The organism is Paenibacillus sp. JT22N7 (assembly GCF_059383875.1).
Window position 1 is genome coordinate 1 of sequence record NZ_JBXENY010000014.1, and the last position, 16,720, is coordinate 16,720.

Below are 16,720 nucleotides of genomic sequence, written 5' to 3' on the forward strand. Positions count from 1 at the left end.
AAGCACTCCATCAACTCCGCTCGACTTGCATGTATTAGGCACGCCGCCAGCGTTCGTCCTGAGCCAGGATCAAACTCTCCATTTAGGTGTTGTTTGACTTGCTCATTACTTTTTTTGTATCGCTTTACATTAACTAAGTTAATGTGGCAGTTTCACTCGTTGTTCAGTTTTCAAAGAACAATTTCTCTTGCTTGCGTTTCGTTCGTGTCTGCCGTATGTCTCAGCGGCGACTCATATAATATATCACAGGCGCCTAGGCAATTGCAAGTACTTTTTTCAAAAAACTTTTTCGGTGTTTTTCAACCCCGTATGTACCTGCCCTTGACGCGAGATATAGAATACCATGAACCATAAGAACAAGTCAACCCAAACGCAAAAAAATCAGGAAAGCCCTTATTCCAGGCTTGTCCTGATCACCTTTAGTCCATAAACATTGCCTTCCGCTGCTTGCGGATAACTACACCATTATGTGCTGCAGGCCTACAATAAGCGCAATACCCGGAATACCGAGTACGACCACCGTTGATATCGTCGCCGGATTAATGGGGATTTTAATATCAGAAATAAGACCGGAGTAATTCAGCAAATAAAGAACTGCGCAAGCACTTATCAAGTGCAAGGTGAAGCTTTTTGCCCATGACCATGAAAGACGATGTCGAACAATTACCGCAAGCAGTGCAACCGAAGAGAATACCAGAACCACGAGTAGGATCGTATTCATCATTGGACCGCCCTCCATTCCGACCAGCTCTTGCAAGCTCTTTTGGCGGTGCGGAGCAAAGAGTCATATCGCTTTTCAGCCGTAATAATGGCGTATATCGCATAATCAATCTGATCTTTGCCCAAAGCATAGTCAAAAAAACGGTTTGCATTTTCCCATTCCAGATGGGCCTCATAAATTTCCTGGCGCAGCCGGTCGGTCCACTGCAGGGCATCCATCTCCGCTTGAGCCCCATTAACCGACTTTTTCTCCGCTGTCTTACTGCCGATTCTCCATTTATTGAGCTGCTTCATTCCCTCACGACCTCCCGCTTGTCCATTCAAAAGCCAAGGCTGCCTTTATTCCATATATAAGCGGGGAGCCTTGCAAATAGAACTAGCACCGAGATCAATCAGCCGCAGCAGCTTTCTAAACGAAAAGGCAATACGCTATACGCACCAACCCTATGTATACTTCATATAAAAAAAGCTGCCCCTATCGTTTTGAACGATAAGAACAGCTTTGCCTACTTTAACCCAGCTCTCTGCGGCCTTCCAGTGCTTTGGACAGCGTAACTTCATCGGCATATTCCAAATCGCCGCCAACCGGCAAGCCGTGAGCGATTCGCGTGACCCGTATGCCAAAAGGTTTCACCAGCCGCGATATATACATAGCGGTTGCTTCTCCTTCGACATTCGGATTGGTCGCCAGAATAAGTTCCTGTACTCGCTCATCACTGAGGCGGCGCAGCAGCTCGGCAATTTTGATCTGATCCGGACCAATTCCCTCCATAGGAGAGATTGCCCCTTGCAGCACATGATAATGCCCCATGAACTCCTTCGTCCGCTCCATCGCCACCAAATCTTTCGATTCTTGTACGACGCAAATGACGGAGTTGTCCCTGAGCTTATCTTGGCAAATACGGCAAGGGTCCGTATCGGTTATATTGCAGCAGATGGAGCAATAAGTCAGATTGCGCTTCACGCTCACGAGCGCTTTAGCAAAATCAATGACATCGTCTTCCTTCATGCGAAGCACATAGAAAGCCAGTCTTGCAGCTGTTTTCGGTCCAATACCCGGCAGCCTGGTGAAACTGTCAATCAACTTCGCTATCGGTTCGGGATAATGCAACAGGTGTAGCTCCTTTCAAATCAGAACGAGCTGCGGCTTGTTTTTAGAACAAGCCTGGGATTTTCATGCCACCTGTAAATTTGCCCATGTCCTGGTTCGCGACATCGTCCACTTTTGACAAGGCATCGTTTACAGCTGTAATAATCAAATCCTGCAGCATTTCAACATCTTCCGGATCGACAGCTTCCGGTTTAATTGTAATATCAAGAACTTTTTTGTGGCCGTTTACGGTAACGTTAACTACGCCGCCGCCTGCTGTGCCTTCAACGGTTTTGTGGACAAGCTCTTCCTGTGCTTTCATCATTTGCTCTTGCATCTTCTTCACTTGCTTCATCATTTGATTCATATTGTTCATTATAATCACCTCTTATTTATAGTTAAAAATCCTCTTTCACAACGACGAGCTCTTCACCAAAAAGCTTAACCGCTTCTTCTACCCATTTAGGCTGGGCTGGTGCTGCGTCCGGCATATCCGATTGCAGTTCAAACGCTTCGTCCGGCGTTCCTGAACCATTATCGGTGGCCGATTGCCATTCTTTAATCATAACCGTTGCAAGCTGAAGGGGCTGCCCAAACACACTTTGCATAACCCGCTCAATAATTTCTTTATGCGTCGGCTTCTCCGTTGTTTCTCGGTGCATCGTATTTTTGAAAGCAACCAATACGTTGCCGTCCACAACGGATACCGGCTCGCCATCCATCAACCACGCATGAACCGTGATTTTGGTTTCCTTCACCCGCTGCAGCAGCTCGCTCCACTTCATGCGAACTTGCCCCGTTTCACTGCTGCCAGCAGCGGATAAATATGGCCCCAGCTTAACTGGCGTCCGAACAGATACCGAGTTAGAGCCGCCGCTGCGGTTATTAAAGGCAGGACGATTGCCATTCGCCCCAGCCCGAGCCGCTGCGCCGCTGGCAGACGCTCCTCCGCCAGCAGCTGGAACGCCATTTTGCAGCAGCTGCTCCAGCTTATGCTCAAGCTGCTCCACCTGCTGGCGCAGACGGCCCACCTCTGCGGAAGAACTCGCCGTCCCACCAGATGGCTGGGCAGCGTCCCCCGCAGATGCGCTTTCGCGGCTATCGCCGATGGTGCAAATTTTCATCAACGCGACTTCAAACAGCGTCTGCGATTGAGCAGCATGCTTCATTTCGGATTGATAGCTGTTCAGCGTATCAATCATGCGAAACAGGCGGTCCGGCGTAAAAGCATCCGCCATTGCCTGGAAGCGTTCTGCATCAACGACGCGTTCCGTCGCCGCTCCGCCTTGCGGGGCAAGCTTGAGCACAAGCAAATCCCTGAAATAATAAATCAGGTTTTCCATGCACTTATCCGCGCTTTTGCCCGCTTGCGTCAAGCTTTCGACAAGTGGCATCACAGCACCAACATCACGGTCGCGAACCGCTTCCGCGAGCTCGTAGAACTGGTCGGCCGCCATTCCGCCCGTCACATCGACAGCGCCGTCGAGCGTAATGCTTCCGCCTCCAAAAGCTGCTACCTGCTCCAGCAGGCTGATCGCGTCACGCATGCCGCCTTCTGACAGCCTTGCAATATAAGCAATCGCATCATCTTCGGCGGTAATGCCTTCTTCCTTGCAAATCTCATGAAGCCGCTCCGATTGCTCTGCAAGCGACACCTGCCGAAAATCAAAACGCTGGCAGCGAGAAATAATCGTTGCAGGAAGCTTATGCGGTTCAGTTGTTGCTAATATAAAGATAACATGTGCAGGCGGCTCTTCCAATGTTTTGAGCAAAGCATTGAATGCCTCTGAAGTAAGCATGTGCACCTCATCAATAATGTACACTTTATATCTCACTTCAGATGGGGCGTAGCGCACCTTATCCCGAATATCGCGAATTTCGTCGATGCCCCGGTTGGAGGCAGCGTCAATCTCCACAACATCCATAATATGACCAGCTGTAATACCGCGGCATGCGTCGCATTCGTTGCAGGGCTCCACTGCCGGGCCGGATTCACAATTGACTGCTTTCGCCAATACCTTAGCTGTCGTCGTCTTCCCCGTCCCCCGGGGACCGTTGAACAAATAGGCATGCGAAACGCGATCCTCTTTTATCGCATTTTGCAGCGTCTGCACAATATGCTGTTGTCCCACCATGTCCCGAAACGTCTGGGGACGCCAGGCACGGTACAAGGCAATATGAGTCACATGGACCGTTCCCTTCTTGTTTCCTTACAGGAATTCTGCAAAAATACTCTATAATACTCTATCTCTTATTATACATCATCAAAGCCTCAAGCCAAACAAAAAACACCCGCAGCACCATTCGAGTTCATCGAAAAGCGTCGCCGGTGTCTGTTAACATCCGTAATATAAAACTTTAATACCGTGCACCTGCCCTTGATTAATGTAACCCAGGCGGCACTCTTGCACCACAGCTCGAGCCAGGCACTCCCCCGGCACATGAACTAACTTACTTACGGCTGCTTCCTTCCGGACCTGACCGAGTTCACAAGCGTCCATTGCGGAGGACCCAACTGTCAACACTGCTCGCAAGCGCCAAACCCCGCATAGACATAACCTCAAACAGGAATTCAACCTCGCTAAAGCGGATTGCGAGTTACAGGGCACCGCTAACTCCCCATCTAGCACGGCAAAAATAAGTATAGCTGATAATGTTACAAAGCGCAACTTTTCTGAGGACAAGACATAAAATGCGCCTTGTCATCAAGCGTGAACAGCTTGCCCTTTCCTTGACGAAAGGCGCCGTTTCGCTTAAAAACGGGTATTATCGGCTCGTTTTGACCCGCACCTCATAGCGCGGCATATTATATTGCAAAGTCTCCTCTGCTTTATGCTGAAGCTGCTTCACCTGTGCATCGGACATGCCCGGCTTGGCAGTCAAATGAACGACCAGATGCTCCCCGTTAAAATGAATCCAGCTTTTTTGAACGCCGTCCATCTTCTTAATCAACTCGCCGACGAACTTGCCGTCTGAGCCATAATTTAAATACGAATGCTTATTCGGTATGTTCGGGTTGCTGTTGGACAGCCCCATATAACCGTCATGGCCATAGGATTGCATCTGCTGTTTATGATCAGGCTGGCCACAGCCGGCAGCACTTGACGCTGCCAGCAGCAAGACACCTGCCAATAACAGCATGCGCGAGCTTTTTAAAGGCAATACGCTCTGGTTCAATCTCATCAAAAAAACCTCCCTTATAACCATTAGAATGGCTACGGGAGGTTCTTGTATTCTGCCAAATATAGACAAAATAGACATCACAGCAATTAGATGCCGTATTTCTTTTTGAAACGATCGACGCGGCCGCCCACATCCAGGAACTTCTGCTTACCCGTATAGAATGGGTGGCATTGGGAACAAATCTCTACACGAAGGTTCTGTTTAATGGAACCAGTCTCGAAAGTGTTACCACAAGCGCAAGTTGCTGTAGTGATATGGTATGTCGGATGAATAGCTTGTTTCATCTCTTTCACCTCTTTCTGCCCTGAGCCACAGGCGGACCCAGAATTAAGTCATACATCTCTGCATTATAGCATAGCCCCGTCCTTGTTGTAAAATACAAAAGAAGGAGCTGTCCGTCACCGGAACAACCGCTCCTTCTGGGGCATCAAGATTGAATTAAGCTCGCAGGCGGAACATGCGTGAATGAGCCAATTACGACATCTGGCAGCTCGTCGCGGAAAATTTCCAGCATCTGCTTCATTCCATAAATTTCGCCTTGTGCCGGCGGAATCAAGGACAAATAGCTTTCCGGGTCGATGTTCAGGTTCCGCATTTGGATAAGCTTAAGGCCGGTCCGCTTTACAAAGCCGATCATGGCCTCCATCTCTTCCTCACGATCCGTCACACCAGGAAAAATCAAATAGTTGATCGACGTATAAACACCCTTGTCCGCCGCATATTTCAACGACTTCTCTACATTGGCGAGCGTATAGCCACGCGGCTTGTAGTAGGCATTGTAATGGTCATCAAGCGCACTGATGGTGCTCACACGCATCAAATTCAGTCCCGCATCAACAATGGCACGGATGTGATCTGTCAGCCCAGCGTTCGTATTAATGTTAATGTAGCCAAGCGACGTCTGGCTTCTCACCCGGCGCATCGCATCGACAATAATCCGCACCTGCGTTGAAGGTTCGCCTTCGCAGCCTTGGCCGAAGCTAATAATGGAATCTTCATGGCGAAGATGCTCCAGCATAATCTCCGTCACTTCGTCCACCGTCGGCTTGAAATTCATCCGGGTTTGCGGAGCAACAAAGCCGCTGTCATCCGGCTGTTCGGAAATACAGCCAAAACAACCCGCATTGCACGAATACGATACCGGAACCGCACCTTCCCAGCGCTGCAGGAACGTATTGGACGACGTCAAGCATTCATACCCCAGTGCACAGTTCGACAAATGCTTGTACAGACGATTTTCTGGATATTTGGACGTGATGCGCTCGACTTGCTGCTTTACCTCATCGCGGTCGCAATTGAGCGGATCCCAGCGCTCCGGATCATCGCACTGCTCAGCTGCAACATAGAAGCCATTGTTTTTCCATACGACAGCCGTATAACCGAACAAAGGCAGCTTTTCATTTTTATCCGCTTTGACATAGCCTGGCAGGGCAAGCCGCGTAAAGCCTTGCGGCAAAAGTGCGCCTACCGCCTGCTTATTGCCTGGAAGCAGCTGCATTTCGCCCGTATCCGGGTTCAGGCCAACCGCCTTCGTAAATGGCAAGCTTACAAGCGTCGCCCCTTCCGGCAACGGAATGAGCTCGTCCTCCATCATTTCGACAATCATATCGCCGCTGCGGCCTAAAGCTATATAGTGAGGATGATCAAAGACATTTCCTTGCTCATCAGCATATACAAGATTCATGATGTTCTCCTTTCAGGCAGCGCTATGAGCTATGCGTCGTGCGAGGGGCTGCCGAACGGCGTCCAGCCGCTGGCGTTGATGATGACGACGAACTGGTACTGCTGCTTTTGATCGTGCTGCTGCGCTGCGGCGGCTTCGTCTCTGGCATGGAATCGAGCGACATGAGAAATTCACTATTCGTTTCGCTGTTTTTCAGCTTTTTGAGGAAGCCGTCAACGAACTCGATGGAATCGTTCATATTTTTGCGAACTACCCATAGCTTCTCCAGTTCTTCTTGCGTCAGGAGCATTTCTTCTCGGCGCGTGCCCGATCTGCGGATATCCAGCGCTGGGAAAATCCGGCGTTCAGCCAGTTTTCTGTCCAGGTGCAGCTCCATATTGCCGGTACTTTTAAACTCTTCATAAATGATGTCATCCATACGCGAGCCTGTCTCCACAAGCGCTGTCGCGAGGATCGTCAAGCTTCCGCCTTCTTCCACATTCCGCGCCGCACCGAAAAACCGCTTCGGACGATGAAATGCAGCAGGGTCAATACCACCGCTCAGCGTACGGCCGGATGGCGGCACTACCAAGTTGTAGGCACGAGCCAGACGCGTGATGCTATCCATCAAAATAACTACATCCTTCTTATGCTCCACCAGTCGCAGCGCTCTCTCCAAGACAAGCTCTGTTACCTTAATATGATTTTCCGGCACTTCATCGAAAGTGGAAGCGATGACTTCGCCCTTAACCGAACGCTGCATATCCGTTACTTCCTCAGGCCGTTCATCAATAAGCAGTACGAACAGCTCGATTTCAGGATGATTGGTAGAAATGCTGTTGGCAATCTCTTTGAGAAGCAACGTTTTGCCGACTTTCGGAGGTGCAACAATGAGTCCACGCTGGCCAAGTCCAACAGGCGCAATTAAATCCATAATTCGTGTGGAAAGTTTAGAGGATGCCGTCTCAAGCACCAGTTTTTTCTGTGGAAAAAGAGGAGTCAATGCGGGAAAATGTAACCGTTCAGCTGCGAGTTCAGGACTCGTCCCATTAACTGCATTTACTTGCAGCAAACCAAAGTATTTCTCCGAATCTTTCGGAAGCCGGCATTTGCCGGATACGAGATCGCCCGTACGAAGATCGAACTTGCGAATTTGGGAAGCCGAAATATAAATATCCTCTTTGCTTGGCAAATAGTTGATAGGCCTAAGAAAGCCGAAGCCTTCCGGCAAAATTTCCAGGACGCCTTGCATGAACATCAGGCCGCTTTTCTCAGCCTGGGCCCGCAATATTGCGAAAATCAATTCCTTCTTCTTGAGTTGGCCATAATACGGAATTTGATACTGCTTCGCCAGCTTGTACAAATCCGTCAGCTTCAACTCTTCCAGATCGGCGATCTGAAGATCTGTCATGTTCTCACCACTTTATTCAGTTTTATGGTACAGCAAACCGCTATATTCCGATCTATCAGTATATACCAGAGTTGGCGCCGGATATTCCTCATCCCATTGAACCAGCGCCAAGCTCCAATCTTCCTGCCTATTTAGGAGGTTTCCGTCTCGCGCCACACATCGGCGCCTAGTCTGCGCAAATTATCAACCAAGTGGTCATAGCCACGGTCAATATATTCCACACCGCTTATTTCGGTAATGCCTTCCGGTACAGTCAATCCAGCAATAACAAGCGCCGCGCCTGCGCGCAGATCTGCTGCTCGTACCTTAGCGGCGTTAAGCGGTCCGCCTTCAATAATGGCCGATCTTCCTTCAACACGAATGTTAGCGCCCATGCGCGCAAGCTCAGGAACATGCTTGAAACGATTACTGTATACATAGTCGGTTAAAATGCTTACACCGCTCGCTTGGGTCAGCAAGCTCGTCATAGGGGACTGCAAATCGGTCGCAAAGCCCGGATAAACCAATGCTTTAACATCAATGGCATTGTACTTTGGAGCGCCTACGATGCGGATAGATTCATCCATTTCGTATACGGTAACGCCCATTTCCTCCAGCTTCGCCGTCATAGCTTCCATATGCTTCGGGATGACGTTGTCAATCAGGACATCTCCACGCGTTGCCGCGGCGATAATCATGTAAGTTCCAGCTTGGATGCGATCAGGAATGATGGAGTGGCGGCAGCCGTGCAGGCTATCCACTCCTTCAATCCGAATGGTTTCCGTGCCGGCCCCTTTGATTTTTGCGCCCATGGCATTGAGAAGAGTAGCTACATCTATAATTTCAGGCTCTTTTGCCGCGTTTTCGATTATCGTAGAGCCTTTGGCCCGAGAGGCCGCAAGCATAATGTTGATCGTTGCTCCTACACTTACCACATCAAGATAAATTTTCGCTCCCCGCAGCTGCTTCGCAGATATGCGCATCGAGCCATGCTCATTTGTTACAGTTGCACCCAGCGCTTCAAAGCCTTTAATATGCTGATCGATAGGCCTTGGTTCAAAATTGCAGCCGCCAGGCAAGCCAATAACGGCTTCTCCAAAGCGTCCTAGCATCGCTCCCATCAAATAGTAGGAAGCGCGTAGCAGCTTAACTTTTCCATTCGGCATAGGCTTTGCTTTAAGATTAGAAGGATCAATACGCATCATGTCGCCTTGCCAGTCTATGACCGCACCAAGATCTTGCAAAATTTCGCTATAAACAGCAACATCACTCAAATGAGGCAAATTGTCCAGCACAACCTCGGACTCCGCTAGTATTGCAGCGGGAACCAACGCTACGGCGCTGTTCTTAGCACCGCTGATTTGGACCGTTCCTTGCAGCGGACGTCCGCCGCGTATCATCAATTTCTCCATCAATTTTGTAGTCCTCCCGTTGTATCGAAAGAGAACAAAGGAAAAACCGCCACAGCGAGCACACGCCGCCGCATGCACACTGTTAGAAGGCGGTTCGTCATCCCGTGCTCCTGTTGTTACGCTTGATTGTTACTTCCGAACAAGCGGATTTTCTCTTGAAATACGGCTTGCTTTGCAAAGCGAGCAGGAGCCAGGTGCCTCCATGGATGAATGCCTTGTCCATTCGCCGACATCATTTTCGAGAATTGCAGAGCTGCAAGCCACTTGGTTCTCTGTGTTTACATTTATTTTACCAATACCTAATGCGATAGACAAATAAACAGCTTGATTCTGAGCCATTATACCATAATGGCGTCAGGAATGGTAAAGCTCTTTTGCCAAGGTACAAACCGTAGAATAATAAAAAAGGGCCCGCTAATCAGGACCCTATCGCGAAACGACTGCTGGAACCGCCTTCTAGCTGCATGTTCACCGCTATTCGCATTTCATCAATATCAAACGGTTTGGTGAAATGCATCAGAGCTCCGAGATCGGTCGCTTCCTTAATCATATCCAGCTCACCATAAGCCGTCATCATAATGACTTTTATGTCTTTATTAATGGCTTTCACATGCTTTAAAATTTCTAAACCGTCCATCCCGGGAATCTTCATGTCAAGCAGCACCAAATCAGGGCTTTCCTTCTTCACAATTTCCAAGGCAAGCTTGCCGTTGGAGGCTTGAAAAGTCGCATAACCCTCGCTGCTGAACACTTCCATCAAAAGCACACGGATTCCATTCTGATCGTCCACTATTAATAGCTTCTTTTGTTCCAAAATATAATACCTCCCACGACAGAGCGACAACAATTGGTCAGCTCTTCCATCATCGTTAATATATTCGCGGATCAAGTCGGAATATCCTTCTGCCCCAGGAAAAAAATTGGACGGTTTATACATTTATGTTACGAATACACTATCTCTCCGAAAACGCAAGCGCAGCGCGGACAAAACCGCGGAACAGCTTCTGTGGACGATTAGGTCGGGAAGTGAATTCCGGGTGGAATTGCACGGCCAAGAACCAAGGGTGATCCTTCATTTCCACCATTTCTACCAGTCTGCCATCCGGCGAAGTTCCCGAAATGGTCAAGCCAGCTGCTTCCACTTGCTCGCGGAATTCATTGTTGAACTCGTACCGGTGACGGTGACGCTCATAGACGAGCTCATCATCATATTCTGTAGCACCAAGCGAGCCTGGAATAAGCTTGCAAGGATACAGGCCAAGACGCATCGTGCCGCCCATGTCTTCAATGTCCTTCTGCTCAGGCAGCAGGTCAATAACAGGGTATGGCGTCGATGGGTTAATCTCCGAGCTGTTGGCGCCATCAAGGCCAACCACATGACGTGCATATTCAATAACGGCCACTTGCATGCCAAGGCAAATACCAAAGAACGGCACTTGCTGTTCGCGAGCATGGCGAATGGCAATCACTTTGCCTTCAATACCACGATCACCAAAGCCACCTGGCACGAGAATGCCGTGAACGCCCTGCAAACGGTCTGCTACATTGCTGTCCGTCAGCTCTTCCGCATTTACCCAGCGGATTTTCACTTCGGAATCTGCATCAATACCTGCATGAGCAAGGGATTCCACGATGCTGAGGTAAGCATCATGCAAAGCTACGTATTTACCAACAATTGCGATTTCTGTTGTTTTGTGCAGCGACTTCACGCGCTGAACGAGGCTCGTCCACTCCGTCATATCCGGCTCGTTCGTGCCGAGCTTCAAGTGGTTGACGACGATATCGTCCAAGCCTTGCTCGCGAAGCATCAAAGGCACTTCATACAACGTGGAAGCGTCGCGGCATTCCACAACTGCATTTGCATCAATATCGCAGAACAAGGCGATTTTGTGCTTCAGGTCTTCAGCCATCGCATGCTCTGTACGGCATACGATTACGTTCGGCTGGATGCCGATGCTGCGAAGCTCCTTTACACTGTGCTGAGTCGGCTTCGTTTTCACTTCACCAGCAGCTTTAATAAATGGAATCAGTGTAACGTGAATATACATCACATTGTCACGGCCAATATCGCTCTTGATTTGACGAATAGCTTCCAGGAATGGCAAGCTCTCGATATCGCCAACCGTACCGCCGATCTCCGTAATGACAACGTCGGATGCCGATTCTTTGCCTGCGCGGAATACACGATCCTTGATTTCATTCGTAATATGCGGGATAACCTGCACCGTTCCACCTAAGTAATCGCCACGGCGCTCTTTGGTAATAACGTTAGAATAAATTTTGCCTGTCGTTACATTGCTGTTTTTGGAAAGGTTGATATCGATGAAACGCTCGTAGTGGCCAAGGTCAAGATCCGTCTCTGCGCCATCATCGGTTACAAACACTTCACCGTGCTGATAAGGGCTCATCGTTCCCGGGTCTACGTTAATGTACGGGTCGAACTTTTGAATCGTTACTTTGAGGCCTCTGTTTTTCAACAATCGACCAAGCGATGCGGCTGTAATCCCTTTACCCAAAGAAGAGACAACGCCTCCGGTTACGAAAATATATTTTGTCACTGTGCCAATACCCTCCAAGCTCTAGTGTGTATTCCTATAGGTTTCCCAATCTATCCAATAAACATAGGCGCTTTCGCGCCACAGCGGTTTATCTGTATCATCAAACGAAAAGCCGGAGCCTTCCGTCGCCGAACATGTTCTTCTACAAACAAAAAAAGTGACACCCGTAGAGTACGGGGCACTTTTCGTTTGGCGTATTATTAAGCGGTTGTCTTAACCGAATCTAAAGCCCATGCAATAGTTTACTCTGACGTATACAACCTGTCAAGTATAAACGGCGCTGCCTGTCATACTTGGCGTCAGCGAGCGTTCTGCCCAGAAATAGAAGGGATGGTTAAGAAACCTCCTTACCCTTTCTTCGATTTCAAGCCTACACGATTCATGGGTGAACAAGGACTTACTTGTCGTCCTCTTCCTCTTCATCTTCTTCAAAATCGTCCGCTTCCTCGCCGTCTTCCAGCTCCTCATCCGAATCATCCTCTTCATCTTCCAGCTCTTCGCCTTCGATTCCGGTTTCTTCGTCTGCTTCGGCTTCTTCTTCAGCTTCCTCGAACTCACGATCTTCATCATAAACATCGTAGTCCTCTTCGTCCGCTGCGTAAGTTTCCTCTTCTTCATCCGCGAACAGATCATCATCATCGAGATCGTCGTCGTCGTTAATGATTCTGGAGCGTTTGGCGTTGGAAATTGGATCTTCGCTGCGCTCTACTGGATACCAGCGCTTAAGGCCCCACATATTTGTGCCGACGCAAGCGAAACGGCCGTCAATATTAATTTCAGTATATACTTGTGCAATGACCTGATTAATCCCATCCGTAGACAATCCGCGTATTTTAGCAATCTCCATCATGAGATCACGGTAGTAATACGGCGTATTAGCTGTCTTAAGAAATTCAAATGCCAAATCAACCATTGGCATTTCCTTAATCCGCTCAGGGTCCAGCTTCAAAGTGATGTTGCTGCCGCTCATATGGACACATCCTCTCTTGCCATCTTCATTCATTATCAAACTATAGTAAAACCTATTTCTTTCAAAAAAGCAAGCGTCAGCCTATCCATTGTAACGCTTGTCCACAAAGCTCACACCGCGATAATGAATTTATTAGCGCTAGAGCGGCTTGAACCGCTCTTCACAGCTTGGACAACAGGATAAAAAGCGAAGGAATCCCTTCGCTCTGACTGTATCCATCCGGGCCGCGCTGGCCGCTAACGTTCCGGAGAGGTAAGAGCCCCATAGAACTCTTACATCATCCTATGTGCGACTGTGCATTTTGACACGGTTTCACGCCTAATTATATCAAAAAAGGCAAGTGGCTCATGCAGCTTGCTCCTCTCCGTCATACAATAGCTCAGCATCGTCCGTCGGGAGGGGACGCGAAATTTGGACACCACCGTTTTTCTCCATTGGTTGCAAGGCGCGATGGCAAGCTCGGAGCAGACAACACCAAAGCGCATTATCCGTTTTTACCATCAGAGCGAGTACCAGCGCTTTATAAAAGACTGGTCGGAGCTGCCGGATGGCAAGGCTGCGCTTAAAGCCGTCAAACAGATGCCCATCATACGCGCTATTTCCTGTCGTCTGCCTGTCGAAGAAACCCTCGCCCGATTCTCCACAGGGGTATGGATTGAGGAAGATCGACGCATTACCGTTCATGCCGCTACACCCAAATCCTTAATGTCCGAAAAAGGAGTTCCTTGGGGCGTGCAGCATGTCAAAGCTCCGCAAGTCTGGGGCATGACTACCGGCCATCGCATTAAAATTGGCGTCATTGACACCGGCGTCGATTTCAGCCATCCCGACCTGCGCCAGTCGCTGTCGCGCGGCATTAATTTGCTGAACCGCAGCATGCTTCCGCATGATGACAATGGACATGGCACCCATATTGCCGGAACAATTGCAGCCGCCAATCAGATGCAGGGCATGATTGGCATCGCTCCGCGTGCGCAGATTTATCCCGTGAAAGCGTTCGACCACAACGGCAGCGCTTTCGTCTCGGACATAATACTCGGCATTGACTGGTGCGTAAGAAACCGGGTTAACATTATCAATATGAGCTTCGGCATGAAAACCCGCAGCAAAGCGCTGCTTACCGCCATTACCAATGCTTATAACGCAGGAATCATAGTAGTCGCCTCATCAGGCAACGACGGAAAACGCCGCTCGGTTGATTATCCGGCCCGTTATCCGCAAACGATTTCTGTAGGCGCGACTACACGGCTTAGGCGCGTCGCCCCCTTCACCAATCGTGGTGCCCATATCGATATTTACGCCCCTGGCGATAAAATCGTTTCCTCATGGCTGCGCGGCAAATACCATGAGATGAGCGGCACCTCCATGGCAACCTCTCATGTCAGCGGCGCCATTGCGCTGCTGCTCGCCTATAAACCGGGCCTATCGCCCGCCGACATTAAATGGATACTCAAGCGATCCACCCAGCCGCTGAGGGGCAGCAAAGCCCAGCGGCTCATCGGGGAGCTTGATATTATGCGCATGCTGCAAGCCGCCGACCGATGAGGTCAGCGGCTTTTTCGCTTGCTGCTGTCTTAACGCAAATCAGACTGCAGCTCGCGCGTACAGTCTGTTGCTTTCATCCCTCATGCCCGCTAGCAGCCGTGCAGCACCGCTGCGGCGCAAGCCCCATTTAAGGCTTCGCCGGCGCGCTGGAGGCGCCCTCAGACGCTGCGGCAGCATCAGTTGATGCGTTGCCTGCTGCATCTGCCGCCGGTGCTGTGGCCCCAGCTTTGCTTGCTAGGTCAGCAAGGCTGCGATTGATTTCTTTTTCAGCCTGATCCAGAATGGTCTTCGGCTTCCAGCCTTTCTCCATGCCTTTGGCAAGCTGCTCATTCCAAAGCTTCTGCACATCATTATCCAGCGCCGTGTATTTGCGCTCATGCATCTTGCTAGCGAGCTCTACATTAAGTGGATAAACGATTTGCCCGCCTAAAAATGTCGAAGGCTCCGGCTTCTGACTGCTCTTGCTCAGCACGGGAGCATAAGCCGGAACCGCATTGCCGAGACCGTATTTCGCATGATCGGTTACGACGTAGTTCATGAACGCCCATGCCATCTCCTTATGCTTGCCGCCGGAAGGGAGCAGAAATACGGAGCTGTTCTCCCAGCCGTTCAATTTCAGCGGCAGACGGGTTTGCCGCCACTTGCCTGCCGTTTCCGGCGCCCATTGCTCCAGCACAGAATCCCCCCAGATGCCCAGGTACACCATAGCCAGCTTGCCGTCACGAATTGCCTGTTCACCTGACTCTTCCCAGATGTTGACGCCAGGCACATGCTCCTTCAAGCGCTGCGTCAGGGCAATCGCCTGCTCAAACGTATCATTATTGAAGGCGAACTGCTGGTTATCATTCACCAAGCCGGTCTTTTGGGCGCTGGCGAATAGATTTATCGTCTCGCCGTACCACTGCGTAATGCGAACGCCTTTATTTTGCAGCGTATTGTTCATCTTGACCCAGTTGTCCGGGTCATCCATATACGTCGCCAGCTTCTCCGGATCGGTAGGGAAGCCGTATTTTTTCAAAATATCCTCGCGGTAATAGGTCACCTTTGGCGATGAGGAGAGCGGCCAGCCGATCAGGCGCTTTCCGTCGAACGAAAGGTTGCTGTCCCACAGCGGCTGGCTGAAGCCAGCCTTGTACTCGCCAGCATTGTAAGGAGCGTCGAGCAAATTTTCCAGCTTGTCGCTATCCCCAAAGTTCGGAAAGGCGGCACTATCGAGCATAATGACATCGGGAACGCTGCCTGAGGCAAGCGCTTCGGTATATTTTTCAACTTGATCGGCGTAGGTAACCTCTGTCACCTTAATCGTAACCTCCGGATGCAGGTCGTTAAAGGCTTTAATCGTGTCCTCCCAGCCGCCGTAATACGTCCAGAAGGACAAGCTGATTTTCTCCGCAGGCTTTGACGGAGACGCTTCCGGAGAGGCACCTTGCTGCTTCGTTTGGCCGAAGGCCAGATAGATACCTATCACAAGCACAAGCAGCGCAAGGACCACCCACATTTTTTTCATCACAAGACCCCCATTGTAAAATCATTCTGGCTGCAGCTGTCGTTGTCCCATTCAGAATACAGCTTTATTCAAGCGTTTAAGCAGGCGTTTGGCCTCCTTCCCATCGATACCGAGCCAATTCCCGCCCAGCTTGATATATTCGTTGCCCGTGATCATCAGGCTGGTTTTGCTGCTCCACCATTTGGCGGCGTTAAACTGCGGACTTTCGTAGCTGGCATAGGTGAGCCGAAAATGCCCATCCTCAAACGTTTGCTCAAAAAGATACCTCGCGCGGCGCATATGAAAATCAGAGGTGACCACAATAGCGGAGCTGAGCCCATGCTGGTCCATAAGCTCCCGTACGTAAGCCGCATTTTCTTTCGTGCTTCGCGCCTGCGTCTCCAAATAAACCCCGCTTGGCGGCAAAACAGCAAGGCGAAGCTCCTCTTGAATATAATGGTCGTTTGCGCTTGAAATAATGAGTGCTTCTGCTCCATATTGCTGAAAAACTTCCAGACCCTTCGCCAGCCGCCCTTCTTCGCCGCTCAGTACAATGATCGCCTGCGAGGGAGCAGGGTTCGGCGCAACCGCCAAAAAGTAGCCGGCGCGCCATACGGCAAGCGCAAGCATAACGAGCAGCATGCCGAGCGTCCATAAGGTGACACGTTTCCTTCGACTCCATTGCCGCTTCACGCCTCGTCCC

General features: G+C 50.0%; 16 protein-coding genes, 1 rRNA gene and 1 other RNA gene. 1 reads left to right on the forward strand and 17 read right to left on the reverse strand.

What is annotated here, in order from left to right:
• From AC50Y5_RS28970 to rpoE, 15 genes are all read right to left on the reverse strand, one after another.
• Positions 1 to 85 (reverse strand): 16S ribosomal RNA (locus AC50Y5_RS28970); the annotation flags it as partial.
• A 372-nt stretch (positions 86 to 457) separates the two neighbouring features.
• The gene (locus tag AC50Y5_RS28975; protein ID WP_235533203.1) at positions 458 to 724 is read right to left on the reverse strand and encodes a pro-sigmaK processing inhibitor BofA family protein; all 267 of its coding nucleotides are present in this window, start codon (positions 722 to 724) and stop codon (positions 458 to 460) included.
• Positions 721 to 1,014 carry a DUF2508 family protein gene (locus tag AC50Y5_RS28980; protein ID WP_494864893.1) on the reverse strand — a complete coding sequence of 98 codons (294 nt, stop codon included), beginning with the start codon at positions 1,012 to 1,014 and terminating at the stop codon, positions 721 to 723. The genes AC50Y5_RS28975 and AC50Y5_RS28980 overlap by 4 nt, the downstream gene beginning before the upstream one ends.
• Positions 1,015 to 1,231: 217 nt before the next feature.
• Positions 1,232 to 1,831, reverse strand: a complete 600-nt coding sequence (gene recR, locus AC50Y5_RS28985) for a recombination mediator RecR (protein ID WP_046229552.1) — start codon at positions 1,829 to 1,831, stop codon at positions 1,232 to 1,234.
• A 43-nt stretch (positions 1,832 to 1,874) separates the two neighbouring features.
• Positions 1,875 to 2,186 (reverse strand): YbaB/EbfC family nucleoid-associated protein, encoded by a 312-nt coding sequence (locus AC50Y5_RS28990; protein WP_056037661.1) that lies wholly within the window; start codon positions 2,184 to 2,186, stop codon positions 1,875 to 1,877.
• Positions 2,187 to 2,208: 22 nt separating this feature from the next.
• The gene (dnaX, locus tag AC50Y5_RS28995) at positions 2,209 to 3,996 is read right to left on the reverse strand and encodes a DNA polymerase III subunit gamma/tau (RefSeq protein ID WP_056037660.1); all 1,788 of its coding nucleotides are present in this window, start codon (positions 3,994 to 3,996) and stop codon (positions 2,209 to 2,211) included.
• A gap of 178 nt (positions 3,997 to 4,174) precedes the next feature.
• An RNA gene (ffs, locus tag AC50Y5_RS29000) (signal recognition particle sRNA large type) lies at positions 4,175 to 4,442 on the reverse strand.
• Between the two features lie 134 nt (positions 4,443 to 4,576).
• On the reverse strand, positions 4,577 to 4,993 hold the full coding sequence (locus AC50Y5_RS29005) for a hypothetical protein (protein ID WP_494864895.1): 417 nt from the start codon (positions 4,991 to 4,993) through the stop codon (positions 4,577 to 4,579).
• A gap of 86 nt (positions 4,994 to 5,079) precedes the next feature.
• Positions 5,080 to 5,277: a 50S ribosomal protein L31 gene (gene rpmE / locus AC50Y5_RS29010; protein WP_056037655.1), complete on the reverse strand. Its 198-nt coding sequence runs from the start codon at positions 5,275 to 5,277 to the stop codon at positions 5,080 to 5,082.
• 143 nt (positions 5,278 to 5,420) lie between these two features.
• A complete protein-coding gene (locus AC50Y5_RS29015) occupies positions 5,421 to 6,677 on the reverse strand; it encodes a radical SAM family protein (RefSeq protein ID WP_494864898.1) in 1,257 nt (418 codons plus the stop codon).
• A 22-nt stretch (positions 6,678 to 6,699) separates the two neighbouring features.
• A complete protein-coding gene (gene rho / locus AC50Y5_RS29020; protein WP_056037649.1) occupies positions 6,700 to 8,067 on the reverse strand; it encodes a transcription termination factor Rho in 1,368 nt (455 codons plus the stop codon).
• A gap of 131 nt (positions 8,068 to 8,198) precedes the next feature.
• Complete coding sequence (gene murA, locus AC50Y5_RS29025) at positions 8,199 to 9,458, reverse strand: UDP-N-acetylglucosamine 1-carboxyvinyltransferase (protein WP_056037646.1); 1,260 nt, start codon at positions 9,456 to 9,458, stop codon at positions 8,199 to 8,201.
• A gap of 418 nt (positions 9,459 to 9,876) precedes the next feature.
• A complete protein-coding gene (locus AC50Y5_RS29030) occupies positions 9,877 to 10,272 on the reverse strand; it encodes a response regulator (protein ID WP_056037642.1) in 396 nt (131 codons plus the stop codon).
• 139 nt (positions 10,273 to 10,411) lie between these two features.
• Positions 10,412 to 12,016 (reverse strand): CTP synthase, encoded by a 1,605-nt coding sequence (gene pyrG / locus AC50Y5_RS29035; RefSeq protein WP_056037640.1) that lies wholly within the window; start codon positions 12,014 to 12,016, stop codon positions 10,412 to 10,414.
• A gap of 397 nt (positions 12,017 to 12,413) precedes the next feature.
• On the reverse strand, positions 12,414 to 12,986 hold the full coding sequence (rpoE, locus tag AC50Y5_RS29040; RefSeq protein ID WP_056037638.1) for a DNA-directed RNA polymerase subunit delta: 573 nt from the start codon (positions 12,984 to 12,986) through the stop codon (positions 12,414 to 12,416).
• A gap of 411 nt (positions 12,987 to 13,397) precedes the next feature.
• Here rpoE and AC50Y5_RS29045 point away from each other — a divergent pair, with 411 nt between their 5' ends.
• Positions 13,398 to 14,531: a S8 family peptidase gene (locus AC50Y5_RS29045; protein WP_056037635.1), complete on the forward strand. Its 1,134-nt coding sequence runs from the start codon at positions 13,398 to 13,400 to the stop codon at positions 14,529 to 14,531.
• Positions 14,532 to 14,658: 127 nt separating this feature from the next.
• Here AC50Y5_RS29045 and AC50Y5_RS29050 read toward each other — a convergent pair whose 3' ends face one another.
• The gene (locus AC50Y5_RS29050; protein ID WP_056037632.1) at positions 14,659 to 16,038 is read right to left on the reverse strand and encodes an ABC transporter substrate-binding protein; all 1,380 of its coding nucleotides are present in this window, start codon (positions 16,036 to 16,038) and stop codon (positions 14,659 to 14,661) included.
• A 51-nt stretch (positions 16,039 to 16,089) separates the two neighbouring features.
• Positions 16,090 to 16,710, reverse strand: a complete 621-nt coding sequence (locus AC50Y5_RS29055; protein WP_494864910.1) for a YdcF family protein — start codon at positions 16,708 to 16,710, stop codon at positions 16,090 to 16,092.
• Positions 16,711 to 16,720: the final 10 nt, after the last annotated feature.

Coding starts and splice junctions, on each gene's coding strand:
- AC50Y5_RS29015 (WP_494864898.1), bottom strand. CDS start 6,677: ATGAATCTTGTATATGCTGATGAGCAAGGAAATGTCTTTGATCATCCT.
- murA (WP_056037646.1), bottom strand. CDS start 9,458: ATGGAGAAATTGATGATACGCGGCGGACGTCCGCTGCAAGGAACGGTC.
- AC50Y5_RS28975 (WP_235533203.1), bottom strand. CDS start 724: ATGATGAATACGATCCTACTCGTGGTTCTGGTATTCTCTTCGGTTGCA.
- AC50Y5_RS29005 (WP_494864895.1), bottom strand. CDS start 4,993: ATGAGATTGAACCAGAGCGTATTGCCTTTAAAAAGCTCGCGCATGCTG.
- AC50Y5_RS28980 (WP_494864893.1), bottom strand. CDS start 1,014: ATGAAGCAGCTCAATAAATGGAGAATCGGCAGTAAGACAGCGGAGAAA.
- rpoE (WP_056037638.1), bottom strand. CDS start 12,986: ATGAGCGGCAGCAACATCACTTTGAAGCTGGACCCTGAGCGGATTAAG.
- rho (WP_056037649.1), bottom strand. CDS start 8,067: ATGACAGATCTTCAGATCGCCGATCTGGAAGAGTTGAAGCTGACGGAT.
- AC50Y5_RS29050 (WP_056037632.1), bottom strand. CDS start 16,038: ATGAAAAAAATGTGGGTGGTCCTTGCGCTGCTTGTGCTTGTGATAGGT.
- AC50Y5_RS28990 (WP_056037661.1), bottom strand. CDS start 2,186: ATGAACAATATGAATCAAATGATGAAGCAAGTGAAGAAGATGCAAGAG.
- rpmE (WP_056037655.1), bottom strand. CDS start 5,277: ATGAAACAAGCTATTCATCCGACATACCATATCACTACAGCAACTTGC.